Annotated in this window: 14 protein-coding genes and 1 pseudogene; 5 read left to right on the forward strand and 10 right to left on the reverse strand. The window is 68.8% G+C overall.

Annotated features, from left to right (window positions below; translation table 11 throughout):
• The first annotated feature begins 67 nt into the window (after positions 1 to 67).
• Both KF707C_RS15805 and KF707C_RS15810 read left to right on the forward strand, forming a co-directional pair.
• Positions 68 to 655, forward strand: coding sequence for a phage tail protein (locus tag KF707C_RS15805; RefSeq protein WP_004420008.1), 588 nt, complete (start codon positions 68 to 70; stop codon positions 653 to 655).
• Between the two features lie 18 nt (positions 656 to 673).
• Positions 674 to 1,246 carry a phage tail protein gene (locus KF707C_RS15810; protein WP_004420010.1) on the forward strand — a complete coding sequence of 191 codons (573 nt, stop codon included), beginning with the start codon at positions 674 to 676 and terminating at the stop codon, positions 1,244 to 1,246.
• Positions 1,247 to 1,265: 19 nt separating this feature from the next.
• Here the strand turns inward: KF707C_RS15810 and KF707C_RS15815 are convergent, their stop codons facing one another.
• Positions 1,266 to 1,568, reverse strand: a complete 303-nt coding sequence (locus KF707C_RS15815) for a DUF6916 family protein (protein ID WP_051050675.1) — start codon at positions 1,566 to 1,568, stop codon at positions 1,266 to 1,268.
• Between the two features lie 67 nt (positions 1,569 to 1,635).
• Here KF707C_RS15815 and KF707C_RS15820 point away from each other — a divergent pair, with 67 nt between their 5' ends.
• Entirely contained in the window at positions 1,636 to 2,136 is a 501-nt protein-coding gene (locus KF707C_RS15820; RefSeq protein WP_004420016.1) for a GNAT family N-acetyltransferase, read from the forward strand.
• Here KF707C_RS15820 and KF707C_RS15825 read toward each other — a convergent pair.
• From KF707C_RS15825 to KF707C_RS15855, 7 genes are all read right to left on the reverse strand, one after another.
• Positions 2,124 to 3,104 (reverse strand): sulfotransferase family protein, encoded by a 981-nt coding sequence (locus tag KF707C_RS15825; RefSeq protein ID WP_004420017.1) that lies wholly within the window; start codon positions 3,102 to 3,104, stop codon positions 2,124 to 2,126. The genes KF707C_RS15820 and KF707C_RS15825 overlap by 13 nt on opposite strands.
• A complete protein-coding gene (locus tag KF707C_RS15830) occupies positions 3,092 to 3,892 on the reverse strand; it encodes an aspartyl/asparaginyl beta-hydroxylase domain-containing protein (protein ID WP_004420021.1) in 801 nt (266 codons plus the stop codon). Before KF707C_RS15830 ends, KF707C_RS15825 begins: the two co-directional genes overlap by 13 nt.
• Positions 3,893 to 3,920: 28 nt before the next feature.
• Positions 3,921 to 6,017: an efflux RND transporter periplasmic adaptor subunit gene (locus KF707C_RS15835; RefSeq protein ID WP_192817689.1), complete on the reverse strand. Its 2,097-nt coding sequence runs from the start codon at positions 6,015 to 6,017 to the stop codon at positions 3,921 to 3,923.
• A complete protein-coding gene (locus tag KF707C_RS15840; protein WP_004420028.1) occupies positions 6,014 to 7,333 on the reverse strand; it encodes an efflux RND transporter periplasmic adaptor subunit in 1,320 nt (439 codons plus the stop codon). The genes KF707C_RS15835 and KF707C_RS15840 overlap by 4 nt, the downstream gene beginning before the upstream one ends.
• Positions 7,330 to 8,109, reverse strand: coding sequence for an efflux RND transporter periplasmic adaptor subunit (locus tag KF707C_RS15845; RefSeq protein ID WP_004420031.1), 780 nt, complete (start codon positions 8,107 to 8,109; stop codon positions 7,330 to 7,332). The genes KF707C_RS15840 and KF707C_RS15845 overlap by 4 nt, the downstream gene beginning before the upstream one ends.
• Positions 8,110 to 8,362: 253 nt before the next feature.
• Positions 8,363 to 9,184 (reverse strand): aldo/keto reductase, encoded by an 822-nt coding sequence (locus tag KF707C_RS15850; protein WP_004420034.1) that lies wholly within the window; start codon positions 9,182 to 9,184, stop codon positions 8,363 to 8,365.
• Between the two features lie 98 nt (positions 9,185 to 9,282).
• Positions 9,283 to 9,921, reverse strand: a complete 639-nt coding sequence (locus tag KF707C_RS15855; RefSeq protein ID WP_004420036.1) for a hypothetical protein — start codon at positions 9,919 to 9,921, stop codon at positions 9,283 to 9,285.
• 343 nt (positions 9,922 to 10,264) lie between these two features.
• Between KF707C_RS15855 and KF707C_RS15865 the strand changes: the two genes are divergently transcribed.
• Positions 10,265 to 13,369 (forward strand): transglycosylase domain-containing protein, encoded by a 3,105-nt coding sequence (locus KF707C_RS15865; protein WP_004420039.1) that lies wholly within the window; start codon positions 10,265 to 10,267, stop codon positions 13,367 to 13,369.
• Positions 13,370 to 13,373: 4 nt separating this feature from the next.
• Here KF707C_RS15865 and KF707C_RS15870 read toward each other — a convergent pair whose 3' ends face one another.
• Together KF707C_RS15870 and KF707C_RS29795 are read right to left on the reverse strand one after the other, a co-directional pair.
• Positions 13,374 to 13,589, reverse strand: coding sequence for a VF530 family protein (locus tag KF707C_RS15870; protein ID WP_004420041.1), 216 nt, complete (start codon positions 13,587 to 13,589; stop codon positions 13,374 to 13,376).
• 456 nt (positions 13,590 to 14,045) lie between these two features.
• Positions 14,046 to 14,153, reverse strand: a pseudogene (locus tag KF707C_RS29795) (SAM-dependent methyltransferase); the annotation flags it as partial.
• Positions 14,154 to 14,309: 156 nt separating this feature from the next.
• On the opposite strand from KF707C_RS29795, the gene KF707C_RS15880 reads away from it, so the two are divergent.
• Positions 14,310 to 15,224 (forward strand): LysR family transcriptional regulator, encoded by a 915-nt coding sequence (locus tag KF707C_RS15880; RefSeq protein WP_004420048.1) that lies wholly within the window; start codon positions 14,310 to 14,312, stop codon positions 15,222 to 15,224.
• Positions 15,225 to 15,227: the final 3 nt, after the last annotated feature.

Genomic DNA, 15,227 nt, shown 5'->3' on the forward strand with positions numbered 1-15,227 from the left:
TGCAAGGAAAGTGTCAGCGGGTCGAGCCATCCGTGATCACGCGATAACAACACAAAGGGAAATCATCATGAGTGACCAGTCCTATCTCGGCTCCATCAGCGGTTGGGCTCCCAACTTCGCTCCCCGCGGCTGGGCGTTCTGTCAGGGACAGACCCTCTCCATCTCGCAGTACAGCGCACTGTTCTCTCTGCTCGGCACCGTCTACGGCGGCAACGGCCAGACCACCTTCAACCTTCCGAACCTGCAGGGTCGCGTCCCCGTCGGCGCAGGACAGTCCCCCGGAACCTCCTCCTACACCCTAGGCGAGATGGCCGGAACCGAAACCGTCACCCTGACCAGCGCGCAGATGCCGGCCCACACCCACGCGGCCACCGCCACGGCCACCGCATCCCTGCCGGCCAGCACCGCCGCCGCCACGCTGGCGACCCCGGCCGCCGACAGCGTGCTGGCCGCCGCCAACGGCGCATCGGGCCGCACGCCCGTGGACGTGAAGATCTACGCCCCGGCACCCGGTTCGGTGAACATTCCCCTGACCAGCGCCGCCACGGTCAACGTCCAGGCCAACGGTGGCAACCAGCCCTTCTCCATCCTGCAGCCGTTCACCGTGATCAATTACATCATCTGCATGGAAGGGATCTTCCCCTCCCGGAACTGACGGCACGAGGACACACGAATGGATATCGAAAGCTACCTCGGCGTGATCGCGCCCTTCGCCGGTAATTTCGCCCCACGCAACTGGATGACCTGCGGCGGCCAACTGCTGCCCATCCAGCAGAACCAGGCGCTCTTCTCGCTGCTGGGGGTCACCTACGGCGGCAATGGCGTCCAGACCTTCGGCCTGCCCAATCTCAACGGGCGGGCGGCGGTCGGACAAAGCAGCCAGCACCTCCTGGGGCAGTCGGGCGGCACGGAGAACGTCACCCTGACCCTGGCCAACCTGCCCACTCACACCCACGGCGCAACCGCCGAGGCGACGGTGGTGCTGCAGGCCTCGAGCACGGCAGCGGCGGCCGGCCAGCCCGCCGCCGACAGCACCCTGGCACAGTCACAAGGCTTCGAAGGAAGGACTCCATTGACCGTGCAGATCTACGCCCCGGCGCCCGGCAGCATCGAGCTGCCAGCGCAGGCGGGCCTCCAGGTGGAACTGGGCATCAGCGGCCAGAACCTGCCCACCGGCGTGGTGCAGCCGTTCCTGGCGCTGACCCAGTGCATCTGCACCCAGGGCGTCTACCCGAGTCGCAACTGAGCGGCGGTCACCACCAGGCTCAGTTGAACTGGGCCTGGTAGTGGCGCTGGCCGTCGAGGGGCGAGACCATCGGGCTCAGGTGCAGCAGGTACTCGCGCCCGCTGGCGCTCCTCAGGCGGTACTGCGACTCGAGCAGGAGCACGCTCATCGGGGTGGTGAAGATCAGCGAGAACGGCGTGCGGAACCCTCCAGCGGCCGCACGCCCCTCCACCAGCTTCAGCAAGGTCAGTTGCACGGGTTCAGGCACCGTCTCCGCCGTGAACACCTGGCCGACTTCCGAAGCGAACATCGTTGCCGTAAGGCCCTGGGTCTCAATGAACATCTGGTCTCTCCCTGATCGTTAGAAATACAGGCACGGGCCTGGGCAGCGAAGGAAATTACAGCAGCGCATGACCGAGATAAAGACGGCCGGCACGCCGGCGAGGCTCCGGCGGAGAGCCGCCAACACCGGGGACGAACCCTGGCTGCGCCAGTTCTTCGCCCTCCTGCGCGGGCTGGACCCCGCCCTGATCGCCCTCTGCCCCGCCCTGCTGGAGCAACAGTGGCAACTCCAGCAATGCGCCTTCGCCAGCCACTACCCGGGCGCGCGGACCGACCTGATCCTGCTGGAGGGCGATCCCATCGGGCTGGTCACCCTGCATGAGGGCGCCACGGCCATTCGCATCCTGGAGTTGGGCCTCGCCCCCCGCCATCGCGGGCAGGGCCTGGGCGAGCGGCTGCTGGCGGAAATCATCCGCGAGGCCGACGCCCGCGATCAGGCAGTGGAGCTGGCCGTGATGCGCCACAACCCGGCCCTGCGCCTCTACCAGCGACTCGGCTTCCTGGTCCTGCCCGGGGATGAAGACGCGGTGCAACTGCAGATGCGACGCCCCGCCCATCATGCCGACTGAGCCTGTCGCAATCCTTGCAGCTCCAGGTAAGGCTCCAGCGCCCAGCGTTCCACCGCGTCGCGCAATGCCGCCGGCGCCCCCTCGCGCTTCTGCCGACTGTCGTCGATGAAAGTCTCCGCTGGCCGCTTGGCGTTGCGCGCGCTCGCCGCCAGGGCCAGTTCCACCTGTTCGGAAGCGAGCCCCAGGGGCAAGCGCAATCGCCCCGCCAGCGCCTGGGGCAGCTCGGGGTACTCCACCAGCAAGCCCCCATGGGTCCGACAGCAGGTCGCCGCCTGCTGCAGCAGGCGTCCCAGTCGCCTGGCGATATAGACCTCGCGCGGCGCCGGGGCTTCGTCCGGCTCATTCAGCGGAGAGCCCTGCAACTGCCCGGGAATCATGTGCATTCCGGCCATTCGCAGGTGGGACGCGGCGATCTCCAGCGGGTCGCGATAGAGGAAGATCCAGGGCGTATCCGGGAAACACCGCAGCACCAGCGGCAGCTCGAAGATATTCCAGGCATCCAGCTTGACCACCAGGGCGCGTGCCCGGGAGCCGGGAGCCTGGCCCAGCGCCGACAGGACGGCGACCAGGGCGGCCCGCTGGGCATCCCCCGCAAGCCCATCCCGGTAATGGGCCCGGAGCAGCGCGTCCAGGGGTGGCGGTTCCGAAAGCACCAGATGACTCTCCAGCCCCGCCAGCATCTGCGCCATCAGCGTCGACCCGCAGCGGGAGGCGTGGAAGATCAGCGCCGTGGGCGCAAGGCCCGGGCTGGCAACCTGCCAATCCAGCAGGGCATCGAGCCCGGTCTCGCGGCGGAAGGCCTGGTTGAAGGGCAGGCGCAGTGCCTGCTCCACATCGTCACGGAAGAAGGGTTGGGTCAGACGCTGGTCGCCGAACCAGCACCAGTCCACCCGCCACCCGGCTTCATCCCGCCAGGTGCGGATCGGCCGCCAGCCACGAAAATCCAGCTCCGGCTTCACACTCGCCATTGATCGCTCCATGCCTGCTTGCCCTGGCGCATGGCGCTGCGCACCTCCGCCTCGGAAAACGCCAATCCCAGGCCCATCCCCAGGCGCACAACCGCGCCGGGGAAATCCCGGGCATCGGTCAAGGTGCGCAAGCGCGCGGCCAGTTCCGCATCCCGCTCCACCCGCTGGCGAAAGGCTGCGAAGGCCTGCCCCGCCCTGCCCGGCCGCAATGCCGGGGTGTCCTCCAGCCCGTCCCGCACCAGGTCGAGCAGCCAGGGGTCGGGTTGGCAATCCAGCACCAGGTGAACGCGTGCCCCGGGCCCCGGGTTGTCCACCCGATGGGGGCGCGACAGGTCGATGAACCAGCACTCGCCGGGCTGCATGGGCACCTGCAGGCCATCGACGAGGAACTCCACGCCAGCCGGGCTCAGCAAGGGAATGTGCAGGCGCAGGTCGCCACCGGGCTGCCCCAGGTCCGGGTCGCAATGCTCATGGATGCGCGCCCCGGCGCCCAGGCGCAGCAGGCGCGCGCTGCGCACCCTGGCCTGGAACAGGTCCAGCAGCTCGTTCCAGGCCGCCTCCCGCTGCCACCAACCGGTACGTACCGGCGCCCCCAGGCCGGGGGCCAGCGGCAAGGGCGCATCCTCGGGTGCGATCAGCGCCACGCCGCTCCAGTCGCCCTCGTAGTAGCCGGTGTTGAAATGATGCTGCCAGGCCCCGGCGGACACCCGCGCCAGCGCGTCCAGCAGCGACGGCAGCGGGATCGCCAGCGGAAGCCGCGAGCAGCGGGGCAATGCTTCAGGATTCACGGAACCTCCTTGCTCCTCCGGTAATGGGTCAGAACCCGCTTTCTCGAACCCCGAGCGCCGCCAGCCGTCGCCAGGCCGCGCCCAGCCACGACTGACCCTCGCCGTCCAGCACCACCACCCCGCGCAGGGGCTGGGCGGTGCGGATGCCCGGCTCCAGCAGGCTCAGGCGCACGCCGTACTGGGCCTGCACCGGTTCGGCCCGGCGCTGCTCGTCACGGCGCACGGCGATGGGGCCCTGGTGATCGGAGCCAAGGGCTTCCAGTTCCAGATAGGCGACGCCGGTGGCGTCCACCTCGTCCAGGCGCACCGCCATGGCCGGGCGTGCCGGGTCATCCGCGATGAAACGGCCCTCGCTGCCGACTTTCACCCGCCAGAGGCTTTCCTCCGCCAGGTAACCGCGCAGGCGCAGGCCCGGCTCCACCACCCGAGCCAGGGTTTCGGCGGGGTTGAGCCAGCGCCCCGCCGTGAGGTCGGGCTGCAGGTCCCGCACCACGCCCGCCTGGGGCGCACGCAGTTGCAGGCGCTCGCGCTGGGCGGCCAGCCCTCGGTACTCGGCGACGGCCTCGGCCAGTCGCTGCTCGAGGATGCCGGCGTCGGCGGCGGTCTCGCTGCGCGCGGACTGACGACGCAACTGCAGCTGGAGAATCTGGATCTCGCGGCGGACGATGGCCTGGCGGGAGTCCAGGTCCGGGGCATCCAGTTCGAGCAACAGGTCCCCCGCCTCCACCGCCTGGCCGTCCCGCACATGCACCGCCTTCAACCGCGCCGCCACGGGCGCATGCAGCGCACTGACGCGGGCCGCCTCCAGAAGCGCCGGCACGTCGACCGAGCCGCGCCAGGGCACCACCAGCGCCAGCAGGGTCGCGCCGAGGGCCAACCCCGTGAACATCACCTTGCGCGGGTCGGCCTGGTCCCGCCGTTGCCACCACTCCTTCATCTCGCGCCAGATGGGCAGGCCGATGAACCACAGCAGCTCCACCAGCATCAGGAAGATCCCCAGCACCTTGAAGAACAGGTGATAGACCGCCAGGGCGATGCCGAAGAAGAGCACGGCGCGCCACAGCCAGGAGCCGTAGCCCCAGACCAGCAGGCGCCGCTGCATCGCCGCCGGCCAGGGCTCCGGCGCCGGCTCGCCATAGCCGAACAGTGCCTCCCGCAGACGCCAGCGGCAGAGGGCGAAGGCACGGTTCTGCAGGTTGTCCACGCCCCAGAAGTCGCTGATCAGGAAGTAGCCGTCGAAGCGCATGAAGGGGTTGAGGTTGATGATCAGCGTGGTGATCCAGGTGGCGCTGGCAAGCATGAAGGCCGAGGTGCGCAAGGGTCCGTCCGGGAGCAGCGACCAGGCCAGCAGTGCCAGGACCGCCAGCACCAGCTCGGCGAGCACGCCACCGGCACCGATAAGCAACCTCGAACGGCGATCCCGCACCCGCCAGGCATCGCTGACGTCGGTGTAGAACATCGGCAGCAGCACCATGAACGCCAGGCCCATGCTCTGCACCCGGCAGCCGGCGCGCTTGGCCATGAAGGCATGGCCGAACTCGTGGCAGAGCTTGGCGAAGGTCAGCGCCACGCCGAAGGCCAGGGCGCCGCCGAGGCTGAACAGGTGCGGAAAGGTGGCGAGGAAGCGTTCCCAGTCCCGTGCCACCAGGAACAGCCCCAGGGCTAAGACCAGGGGCAGGCCCCAGCGCAGCATCCAGGGGCCGTGACGCTCCAGCAGCGGCCAGGCGCGATTGAGGAAGGCATCCGGCCGCCACAGGGGTATCCGGAAGAACAGGTACTGGTGCAGCACCCGCTTCCAGAGCCCCTGCCGCTGGGACCCGGCCTTGAGGGCGTAGCTGGCGCGCTGCTGGTCATCCAGGGCGGCGATCAGGTCGTGGCTGCCGAGAAAGCGCAGCATTTCCTCCAGTTCCACCTCGCCCAGGGGCAGGCCGGACTCGGCATTGGCCGCTGCCAGGACCCGCTGCGGGTCCCCCAGCGCCCAGTGGCGCAGCAGGCGGACGGCGGCGGCCCCCAGCTTGAAATAACGGCCGCGCAGGGGGTCCGCCAGGGTCCACTGGGGCGCACCGTCGAGGCCGGGGGCCGCCGGCGACAACTGCAGGTCGGGGCGCAGCGCGGGCAGCATCAGAAACCGAGGCTCTGGCGGGCGGCGGCCAGGGGCCGGCGCAACAGGTAGTAGGCGAGTGGCGCGCGTCCGCCGAACAGCTTGGCGGTGCCACGCAAGCCGATGCGCGGAGGCTTGTCGACGAAGCGGGCGTCCAGGCGGTAGGCCAGTTGTCCGGCGGCGGTGGCCTGGGCCTCGTAGGCCGAGCGCTCCAGTCGCGCTTCGTGGCGGTTCAGCGGGTCGCTGTCGAGGAACAGCGCCACCTCGGCGCCAGGCTCCAGGGCGATGGCGTCGCTCACCGGCAGTTCGATGCGCAGCTCCGCCTGGGACGGGTCGGCGATCTGCATCAGGCGCTCGCCGGTCTGCACCGGCTTGCCGGTCAGACGCTCGGCATCGGCGAACACCGCGATGCCTGCACGTTCGGCACGCACCTCGCTGCGCGCCAGCAACTGGCGGGCATAGTCGCGCTCGGCGCGCTTCTGCTCCACGCGGGCCGCCAGCAGGTCGATGCGGGCACTGGACTCGGCATCGGCGAAGGCCCGCTGGGTATTGGCCTTGAGCTCGGCCTCGGCCACGCCAAGGGCGCGCTCGGCCACGTCCGCCTGGGCCTTGAGGCCGGTGGCATCGAAGCGCACCAGCAACTCCCCGGCGGCGACGCCCTGGTTGGGCTTGACCAGAAACTCGGCGATCACGCCATCCAGGGGCGCCGCCACTACCCGGCCGCCCAGCGGCACCACCTCCGCCGGCGCCAGCACCGACTGGCGGACCGGCACCAGCAACACCAGGGCCAGGGCGGCTGCCACCGCCAGGCGCTTTTTCCCGGGCCAGCGCAGGCGCCAGGGTTTACGCGGCTGCAGGGCCAGCCAGGCATGGGCATAGGTATCGGCGAGCTGCGCCAGCAAGGCCTGCTCGGCCTCGGTGAAGCCCTGGTCGCGGGCCAGCCAGAGGCCACCAAAGGGCGCCCCCTGACGGTCCTTCAGGGGCAGCCAGTAGGCGTGGGCGGCGGACAGGTCCTGCCAATCCGCGCGGGCCTGGTCATCCAGCACGGCCGGGTCCACCGGCCGCGCCTCACCCAGCAGCCCCAGGTCCAGCAAACGGCCGGCGGCACGCTCGACGAAGGCCACGAAGGGAGCATTGGGCTCCACCACGCTGATACCGGTCAGGGCCTGCACCTTGCCGGCGATCAGCAGCGCGGCGTGACGGAAGCCGAACAGCGACTGGCCGTCGTTGACCATGGAAAAACCCAGTTGCTCGGTGCTGCCCGCCTGCCGGGCCTGCTTCTCCAGTCCCAGGAACTGGGCGAAGACGCGCTCGGCGGCGCCGGGTGGGGCCGCGCTCATTTCGCATCCTGGAAGTGCGCGGTACCGCTCATGCCGGCCAGCAGCCCTTCGGCGTCCGCCGGCAGGCCACCGATCAGCAGCAGGGTCTGGCTGCCCTCATCGATCCGCGCGCCGAGGCGCTTGACCACGGCCTGGAGGGGCTTGCCGGTCTCATCGGGGACGAACTCGAACGGTTGCCCGGGCTTGATCCGGCTGAGCCAGCTGGACGGCACCAGGAGGTAGATCTCCAGGGTGCGATTGTCCACCACCTCCAGCAGCGGCGCGCCGCTGGCGACGCTCTCGTGAGGCTGCACGCGGCGGACCACCACCTGGCCGTCGAACGGGGCCTTCACCTGGCAACGCTGCACCTGCACCTGGTAGACCTGGGCCTCGGCCTGGGACTGGGCCTGACGCGCTTCCGCCAGGGCCACCTCGAAGCGCCCCACGGAATTGAGCGCGGCCAGTTGCTGCTTGTTCTTGAGCTCTTCGCGAGCGGCGCGGGTGGCGGCGTTGGCGGCGTTGAGCTGGGCCTGGTAGGCGCTGCAATCGAAGCGCACCAGCACCTCGCCCTTCTTGAAGGACTGGCCCTCGGCATAAGGCATCTCGACGATGCGCCCGGGCACTTCGCTCGCCATCACGGCCTGGTTGCGCGCCCGCAGCACACCGCGAACCTCGCCTCCCGCCGACGCCACGGCCGCCTGGGCATCCAGCAGCGGATCAAGGGCCGGCGGTTCCTCCGCCCAGGCAAGGGTGACGGCGGCCAGAACCCCCAACAGCGACCACAGTGAAGACTTCATACAGACCATTCCCTGGAGACTTGGAGCGAGAGTCTAAGAGAGCCGTAGGACAATGGAAACGCCAAATGGAGGAATCTTCCTCGTAGGAGCCGGCTTGCCGGCGAAAGCGGTGCCGACCCTCGCGGCGTAGGAGCCGGCTTGCCGGCGAAGACGGTGCAGACCTTCGCGGCGTAGGAGCCGGCTTGCCGGCGAAGACGGTGCAGACCTTCGCGGGCAAGCCCGCTCCTACCGCGAAAGCGGTGCCGGGACGGAGTCAGACCATCTCCAGCGTCCGCTTGCGCCGGGGCGGCGGGAAGCTCTGGTCGATCAGCGCCAGGTCGTCGTCGCTGAGGCGAAGCTGATGGGCGGCCGCGTTCTGCTTCAGGTGCAGCGGGTCCACCGCCTTGGGAATCACCAGCACACCGTCCTGGCGCAAGGCCCAAGCCAGCGCCACCTGGGCCGGTGTGGCCGCATGGCGACGGGCGACTTCCACCAGGGCGGCATTGCGCAGCAGGGCGCCACCCTGCCCCACCGGGCAGTAGGCCATCAGGGGCATGCCCTGTTCCTGCTGGTAGGGCAGCAGGTCGAACTCGACGCCTCGGGATTCGGGGTTGTAGAGCACCTGGTTGGCGGCGCATCCGGCCGGCAGCTCATGAAGGTCGGAAAGGTCCAGGTTGGACACGCCCCAGCGGGCGATCCTGCCCTGCTCACGCAGGCGCTCGAAGGCCTCCACCGTGTCCTCCAGGGGGTGTTCGCCGCGCCAGTGCAGCAGATAGAGGTCGAGATGATCGGTTCCCAGGCGCCTCAGGCTGCGCTCGCACGCCTGGGCGGTGCCCTTCAGGCTGGCGTTCCAGGGGTAGACCTTGCTCACCAGGAACACCTGGTCGCGACACCCGGCGATGGCCTCGCCCACCACCTCCTCGGCGCCGCCATCGGCATACATTTCGGCGGTGTCGATCAGGGTCAGCCCCAGTTCCAGGCCCTGGTGCAGCGCGGCGACTTCGCGCCTCCGCTCGCTGGGACGCTCCCCCATGTGCCAGGTGCCCTGGCCGATGGCGGGCACCCGGGTGCCGTCAGGGAAGGTGATGCTTTGCATGGCTCGTTCCTCGAGTTGGATAGGAGATCGCCGGCAGCTGGGGCGGAATCTTCCGGCATCCTCCGAACGACCTCAAGTCTCGAGGTCCCCGGCCGCGCTCAGGTGTAGCCCTGGCTCCAGGCCCGCGCCTTGAAGCGGATGACCGGCAAGGGCGCTCCGCCCGGACGCACCAGGGCGCGGGACAGATCCAGCCGCACATCGCTCGAAGGCTTGGGAACGGGCCCCTTGAAAATCAACTCGAACTGCCAGGTGCGTTGCGGCACCGCCAACCGGTAATCGAGCCCTGTGGGGGATTGCGCGATGGCCTGCATGCCCTCCAGGGGAAACTGCCCGGGATCGTGCACCACGATCAGCGAGACCCGCTCCGGCCCGAGCGGCCGGCCATCGACCGTCAGCACCACCTCCTCCGGGCGGAAGCGGTAATCCGCAGTGGCAGGCCGTATGTCCAGCACCAGTCGCGTCGGATCGTCCTCGGCGTAGCGCGGTTTGTCGAAGGGGTCGTACATCACCGGCACCACGAAGAGGATGACCTGGAAGTCGTTCTGCTGGATCTGGTTGTTCAGCCGCACCGCCAGGCTGATGTCATCGAGGCGAAGTTCTCCGCGCTCACCCGACTCCTGGCCGTCGACATAGGCAGCGCTTTCCTCACCCGAACGAAAGCCCGCGCACCCGGTCAGCGCGAGGCAGGCGCACAGCGCCCAGACGTGGAGGTGGATCAGCGGGATATGGCTGGGCATGCAGGGTTCTCCATGATCAGGCGCGAGACGGGACAGGCTGTTATCAGAAGCGCGATCAGGCCCCAGGCGTCACCTCCAGGAGCACCAAAAGGACCCGCGCCGGTCGGCACGCCAGTACCGCATCGACCAGGGCCTGATCAGTGGCCAATCGCCTGCTTTCGATACGCCGCTCCCTGACCGCCCGGGCCCAGGCCTGGGCGTTGACCCGCCAGCTGTGGTCGAGTTGCTTCCGATTGTCGCCTGCCATGCATAAGCCTCTGTTTTGCCGCCATTCCGACATGCAGCGCGCCATTGACCTACTAAGATTGGATTCAAGAGCGGTAACAGGCCAGGCCGGTGGACTATGGGCGCAATATGGCGATCCGACGAGATAAGGAAAGAGGTACCCCAAGGTCATCTCAATGACCCCGCTGTTCCCCCGAAAAAACCCCGTCGCAGGCACCGCCTGCTGTTCTGGGGCCTGAGCCTGACGGCCCTGGTCCTCGTCGGGCTCCTCGTGTCCCACGAGGTCCGGACGTCCCGTTTCCAGGCCCACGAACTCAGCCGCTACGCCGCCAGCCTGAACTACCGGCTCGAGGAAGGGCCGAGCGACGCCATCCGCTACCCCGGCTATGGCCCCTTCGACCTGCGCCTGGGTTACGCCTACCTGCCGCAGATGCTGGATCGCCTGGAAAAGCGGGGCTACTCCATCCTGCAGCAGACCCGTTTCTCCCCCGCGCTGATCAGCTACACCGACCATGGCCTGTTCCCGCCCTACCAGGAAAAGGTCCAGGCGGGCATCAGCATCTGTGATTGTCGCGGCCGGCCCTTCTACCAGTTCCGCTACCCGCAGCAGCGCTACCCGGACTTCACCAGCATCCCGCCGGTGCTGGTGAGCAGCCTGCTGTTCATCGAGAACCGCAAGCTGCTGGACAGCCAGACGCCCCTGGCCAACCCGGCCGTGGACTGGCCGCGTTTCTCCAAGGCGGCCCTGACCCAGGTGGGCAAGGCCATCGACCTCGATGGCCAGTCCGCCGGCGGCAGCACCCTGGCGACCCAGCTCGAGAAGTACCGCCACTCGCCCTATGGCCGCACCATCTCGGCCAGCGAGAAGATTCGCCAGATGGTCTCCGCCAGCGTCCGCGCCTACCGTGACGGTCCGCAGACCCTGGATGCCCGGCAGCGCATCGTCATGGACTACCTGAACAGCGTGCCGCTCTCGGCCGCTCCGGGGCACGGCGAGGTGCACGGGATAGCCGACGGCCTGCGGGTCTGGTACGGCGCCGACTTCAACCAGGTCAACCGCCTGCTCGCGGACACGGACGGCGACCCCGCCGCCCGTGGGCTGGCCATGCGGCAGGTGCTGTCGCTGTTCATCGCCCAGCGGCGGCCTTCCTACTACCTGTCCAGGGCCCATGAGGAACTGAACGCGCTGACCGACAGCCATATCCGTGTGCTGGCCGGCGCCGGCGTCATCGACCCGACCCTCCGCGACGCCGCCCTGGGCGCCCGGCTGCGCTTTCGCAACTGGGAGGAAGACTCGGCCATCCAGGCGGTGGATGCGAACAAGGGCATCAGCGTCTCCCGAAGCCGCCTGTCCAGCCTGCTGCGCATGCCGCTCTACGACCTGGACCGCCTGGACCTCACCGCCAACAGCACCCTGCACAGCGACCTGCAGAACGCCGTGACCGATTACCTGAAGCACCTGGCCGATCCCACCTTCGCCGAGCAGGTGGGCCTCTATGGCGAGCGCCTGCTGTCCCCGGAGAAGACCGCCGACGTGCGCTACAGCTTCACCCTCTTCGAGCGCACGCCGTCCGGCAACCGGGTGCGGGTCCAGACCGACAACACCGACCAGCCCTTCGACATCAACGAGGGCAGCAAGCTCGAACTGGGCTCCACCGCCAAGCTGCGGGTGCTGGCCACCTACCTGGAGTACATCGCCACCCTGCACCGCCGCTATGCCGGCCTCGGGGTCGAGGAACTGCGCAAGGTGCCGGTGGACCCGCTGGACGCCATCAGCCGCTGGTCCATCGACTACCTGATCGAACACAAGGACCGTGACCTCTACGCCATGCTTCAGGCGGCCATGGAGCGCACCTACTCCGCCAGCCCCTACGAGAGCTTCTTCACCGGCGGCGGGGTGCACACCTTCAACAACTTCCGCAAGGAGGACAATGGCCGCCGCCCGACCCTGCGGGACTCCCTGCGTGAGTCCATCAACCTGCCCTTCGTGCGCCTGCTGCGGGACATCGTCCGCCACGACATGTACCGCCCGGAGGGCGGCAAGATGCAATTGCTGTCGGACGACAAGGACCCGCGCCGGCAAGGCTACCTGGACCTCTTCGTCTCGCGGGAAAGCCAGACCTACCTGCGCCGCTTCTGGAACAAGTACCAGGGCAAGAGCGCGGACGAGCGCATGTCCACCTTCCTCGATGGCCTCAATCCCTGGGGCGCGCGGATGGCCGCCATCCACCGCTACCTGCTACCCCAGGCCGACCTCACCACCTTCGCCGCCTTCATGCGCGAACGGGTGCCCAAGGCCAACCCGGCGCTGACCGACAAGCGCGTCCAGGACCTCTACACCCGCTACGGGCCGGGTGCCTTCAACCTCAACGACCAGGGCTACGTGGCGCGCGTCCACCCCCTGGAGCTGTGGCTGCTGGGCTACCTGCAAGCCAATCCCCAGGCCACCTTCCGCGACGCGGTGGAAGCCAGCGGCGACGAACGCCGGGAGGTCTACAGCTGGCTGTTCAAGTCCAAGCGCAAACACGCCCGGGACAAGCGGATCCGCATCATGCTGGAGGTGGAAGCCTTCCTCGACATCCATGAGCACTGGAAGTCCCTGGGCTACCCCTTCGACCACCTGGTGCCCTCGCTGGCGACCGCACTGGGCAGCTCCGGCGACCGTCCTGCGGCCCTGGCCGAGCTCATGGGCATCATCCTCAATGACGGCGTGCGCCAGAGCACCCTGCGCATCGACCAGCTGCACTTCGCTGCCGACACCCCCTACGAAACCCTGGTGGGCTACGAGACCCGCGAAGGCAAGCGGGTGATGACCTCGGAAGTGGCCGCGACCCTGCGCGACTCCCTCTCCAAGGTGGTGGAAGGCGGCACCGCAAGGCGCCTGCAGGGCACCTTCACCCTCCCCGGCGGAGAACCCCTGGTCATGGGCGGCAAGACCGGCACCGGCGACAACCGCATCCAGACCGTCACCCGCTACGGCGCGGTGACCAGCTCCAAGGCCATGAACCGCACCGCCACCTTCGTCTTCTACCTGGGCCCGCGCCACTTCGGCACCCTCACCGCCTTCGTCGAAGGCAGCAAGGCGGACAAGTTCAGCTTCACCTCCGCCCTGCCGGTGCAGGTGCTCAAGGGCATGGCGCCCATCCTCCAGCCCTACCTCGCCCCGGGCCTCAGCACCCAGTGCCAGGACCTGGCACCGGCGGTACAGGTGAGCCGGCGCTGAGGGCTCACCCGCGCCGGGTCATCTCGATGTAGAGCGCCTCGACCTTTTCCCGCGCCCAGGGCGTCTTGCGCAGGAAGGTCAGGCTCGACTTGATGCTCGGATCAGAGGTGAAGCAGCGGATGTCGATGCGGCTGCCCAGCCCCTCCCAACCGTAATGGGCGACCAGCGCCTCGAGGATCTTCGCCAGGGTCATGCCATGCAGGGGGTCGTTGGAACTCACGGGTGGGCCTCGGTCGGTGGGAAAGCGTGGCAGCTTAGGGCAATGGCCTGGCTTGCAGAAGCGAATTCATTCGCGAAGAGCCCGGTGCAGCGCGCCCCGCCAGGCCGACAGCCGCTCCATCACCTTGAAGGTCAGGCACACCCGGGTGCCCTGCTGCTCGCGGCTACTCAGGCCGTCATCCGGAGACGCCCCACTCGGCCCCCCCGGGACTGAAGGCAACCGGCGGGCAATTCCGACGGAACGTCCCCACCGACACGAGCCGACCGGCTGCACGGGAAATCCGCTAAAACCTGGTCTAACGTCAAAGTGTCCAATTGCTGAGGACACTTGAAGTCGCCACGGTCGCACCTCCCCCGAATGCTGACCGACGTGGCGACTTTTTTTGCCCGGCGAAAAGCGCCGGCGGCGCAGTCCCCAGGAAACCAGTTGCAGCCGCTCCTGCGGCAGGTCCCGCCCCGGCCGCTTCACCGCCTGCAAGGTGTAGCTGAGGGGAAGCCGCCAGCGATCCCGCGCCAGGCGCCATTCACCGTCCGCTTCCCGCACCATGTGCCCGGGCAGCGCCTCCCGAAGCTGCCGGCGGGCGGGCGCGACCCGGACGACCAAGGACTGACCCGACCCCACGCAACGCGCAGCGCTCGCATCCCCTGCCGAGGTCCCCGTTGAACTTTGTCCAAGCGCTGTCTACCGTGCAGCCGGTAAGCGAATACCAGGCGGAGAGCCATGGACCGATTCCAGGAAATGAAGGTGCTGCTGGCCGTGGTGGAGGCCGAGAGTTTCGCCGCGGCCGCCCGGCAACTGGGCATGTCACCGCCCAGCGTGACCCGGGTGATCGCGGCGCTCGAAGCACGGCTCGGCACGCTGCTGCTGGCCCGCAGCACCCGGAGCCTGCGCCTGACCGAGGCGGGCCAGCGTTATGTGGAAGACTGCCGGCGCATCCTGCTGGAGCTCGAAGAGGCCGAGGAACTGGCCTCGGGCAGTGCGTTGCGCGCCCGGGGCAACCTGACGGTGACGGCACCGGTGATGTTCGGCGAGCTGTACCTGATACCGGTGATCGTCGACTACCTGTCCAGCCATCCCGAAGTGACCATCAACGCCTTGCTGGTGGACCGGGTGGTGAACATGAGCGACGAGGGCGTGGATGTGGCCGTGCGCATCGGCCGGCTGCATGAGACCGGCATGCCGGCCGTCAGGGTGGGCGAGGTCCGCTCGGTGATCTGCGCCGCGCCGGACTTTCTCGACCGGGTCGGCCGCCCGGCCACGCCCGGCGAGCTGGAGGGAGCCCCGGTCGTGGTCTCCTCCGCCAGTCCGCTGCTCACCGACTGGCGGTTCGTGGGGCCGGACGGCCCGCTCACCCTGCGCCCGCCCACTCGCCTCGTGGTGAACTCCAACAGCGCGGCGATCCATGCGGCGCGACTGGGCTGGGGCTTTACCCGGGTGCTTTCCTACCAGGTCGCCGAGTCCGTGGCCCGGGGCGAGCTGGAGATCGTCCTCGACGAATACAGCGTGCCGCCGCTGCCCATCCACCTCCTGCACCCGGGCGCAGCCCGGACGCCCGCCAAGGTGCGCACCTTCATCGACTTCTGCGCGGAGCGGCTGGGGCGCAACCCGGCGCTGCAACCGCCCGTGTCGGCGTAGCGA

The sequence above is a fragment of the Pseudomonas furukawaii genome, assembly GCF_002355475.1.
Lineage (GTDB): Bacteria > Pseudomonadota > Gammaproteobacteria > Pseudomonadales > Pseudomonadaceae > Metapseudomonas > Metapseudomonas furukawaii.

What these genes read in the sequence shown, in the direction of transcription:
- KF707C_RS15815 (WP_051050675.1), bottom strand. Translation starts at nt 1,568, where the DNA reads ATGTTCATTGAGACCCAGGGCCTTACGGCAACGATGTTCGCTTCGGAA.
- KF707C_RS15840 (WP_004420028.1), bottom strand. Translation starts at nt 7,333, where the DNA reads ATGAGCGCGGCCCCACCCGGCGCCGCCGAGCGCGTCTTCGCCCAGTTC.
- KF707C_RS15805 (WP_004420008.1), top strand. Translation starts at nt 68, where the DNA reads ATGAGTGACCAGTCCTATCTCGGCTCCATCAGCGGTTGGGCTCCCAAC.
- KF707C_RS15845 (WP_004420031.1), bottom strand. Translation starts at nt 8,109, where the DNA reads ATGAAGTCTTCACTGTGGTCGCTGTTGGGGGTTCTGGCCGCCGTCACC.
- KF707C_RS15820 (WP_004420016.1), top strand. Translation starts at nt 1,636, where the DNA reads ATGACCGAGATAAAGACGGCCGGCACGCCGGCGAGGCTCCGGCGGAGA.
- KF707C_RS15810 (WP_004420010.1), top strand. Translation starts at nt 674, where the DNA reads ATGGATATCGAAAGCTACCTCGGCGTGATCGCGCCCTTCGCCGGTAAT.
- KF707C_RS15855 (WP_004420036.1), bottom strand. Translation starts at nt 9,921, where the DNA reads ATGCCCAGCCATATCCCGCTGATCCACCTCCACGTCTGGGCGCTGTGC.
- KF707C_RS15880 (WP_004420048.1), top strand. Translation starts at nt 14,310, where the DNA reads ATGGACCGATTCCAGGAAATGAAGGTGCTGCTGGCCGTGGTGGAGGCC.
- KF707C_RS15850 (WP_004420034.1), bottom strand. Translation starts at nt 9,184, where the DNA reads ATGCAAAGCATCACCTTCCCTGACGGCACCCGGGTGCCCGCCATCGGC.
- KF707C_RS15865 (WP_004420039.1), top strand. Translation starts at nt 10,265, where the DNA reads ATGGGCGCAATATGGCGATCCGACGAGATAAGGAAAGAGGTACCCCAA.
- KF707C_RS15825 (WP_004420017.1), bottom strand. Translation starts at nt 3,104, where the DNA reads ATGGCGAGTGTGAAGCCGGAGCTGGATTTTCGTGGCTGGCGGCCGATC.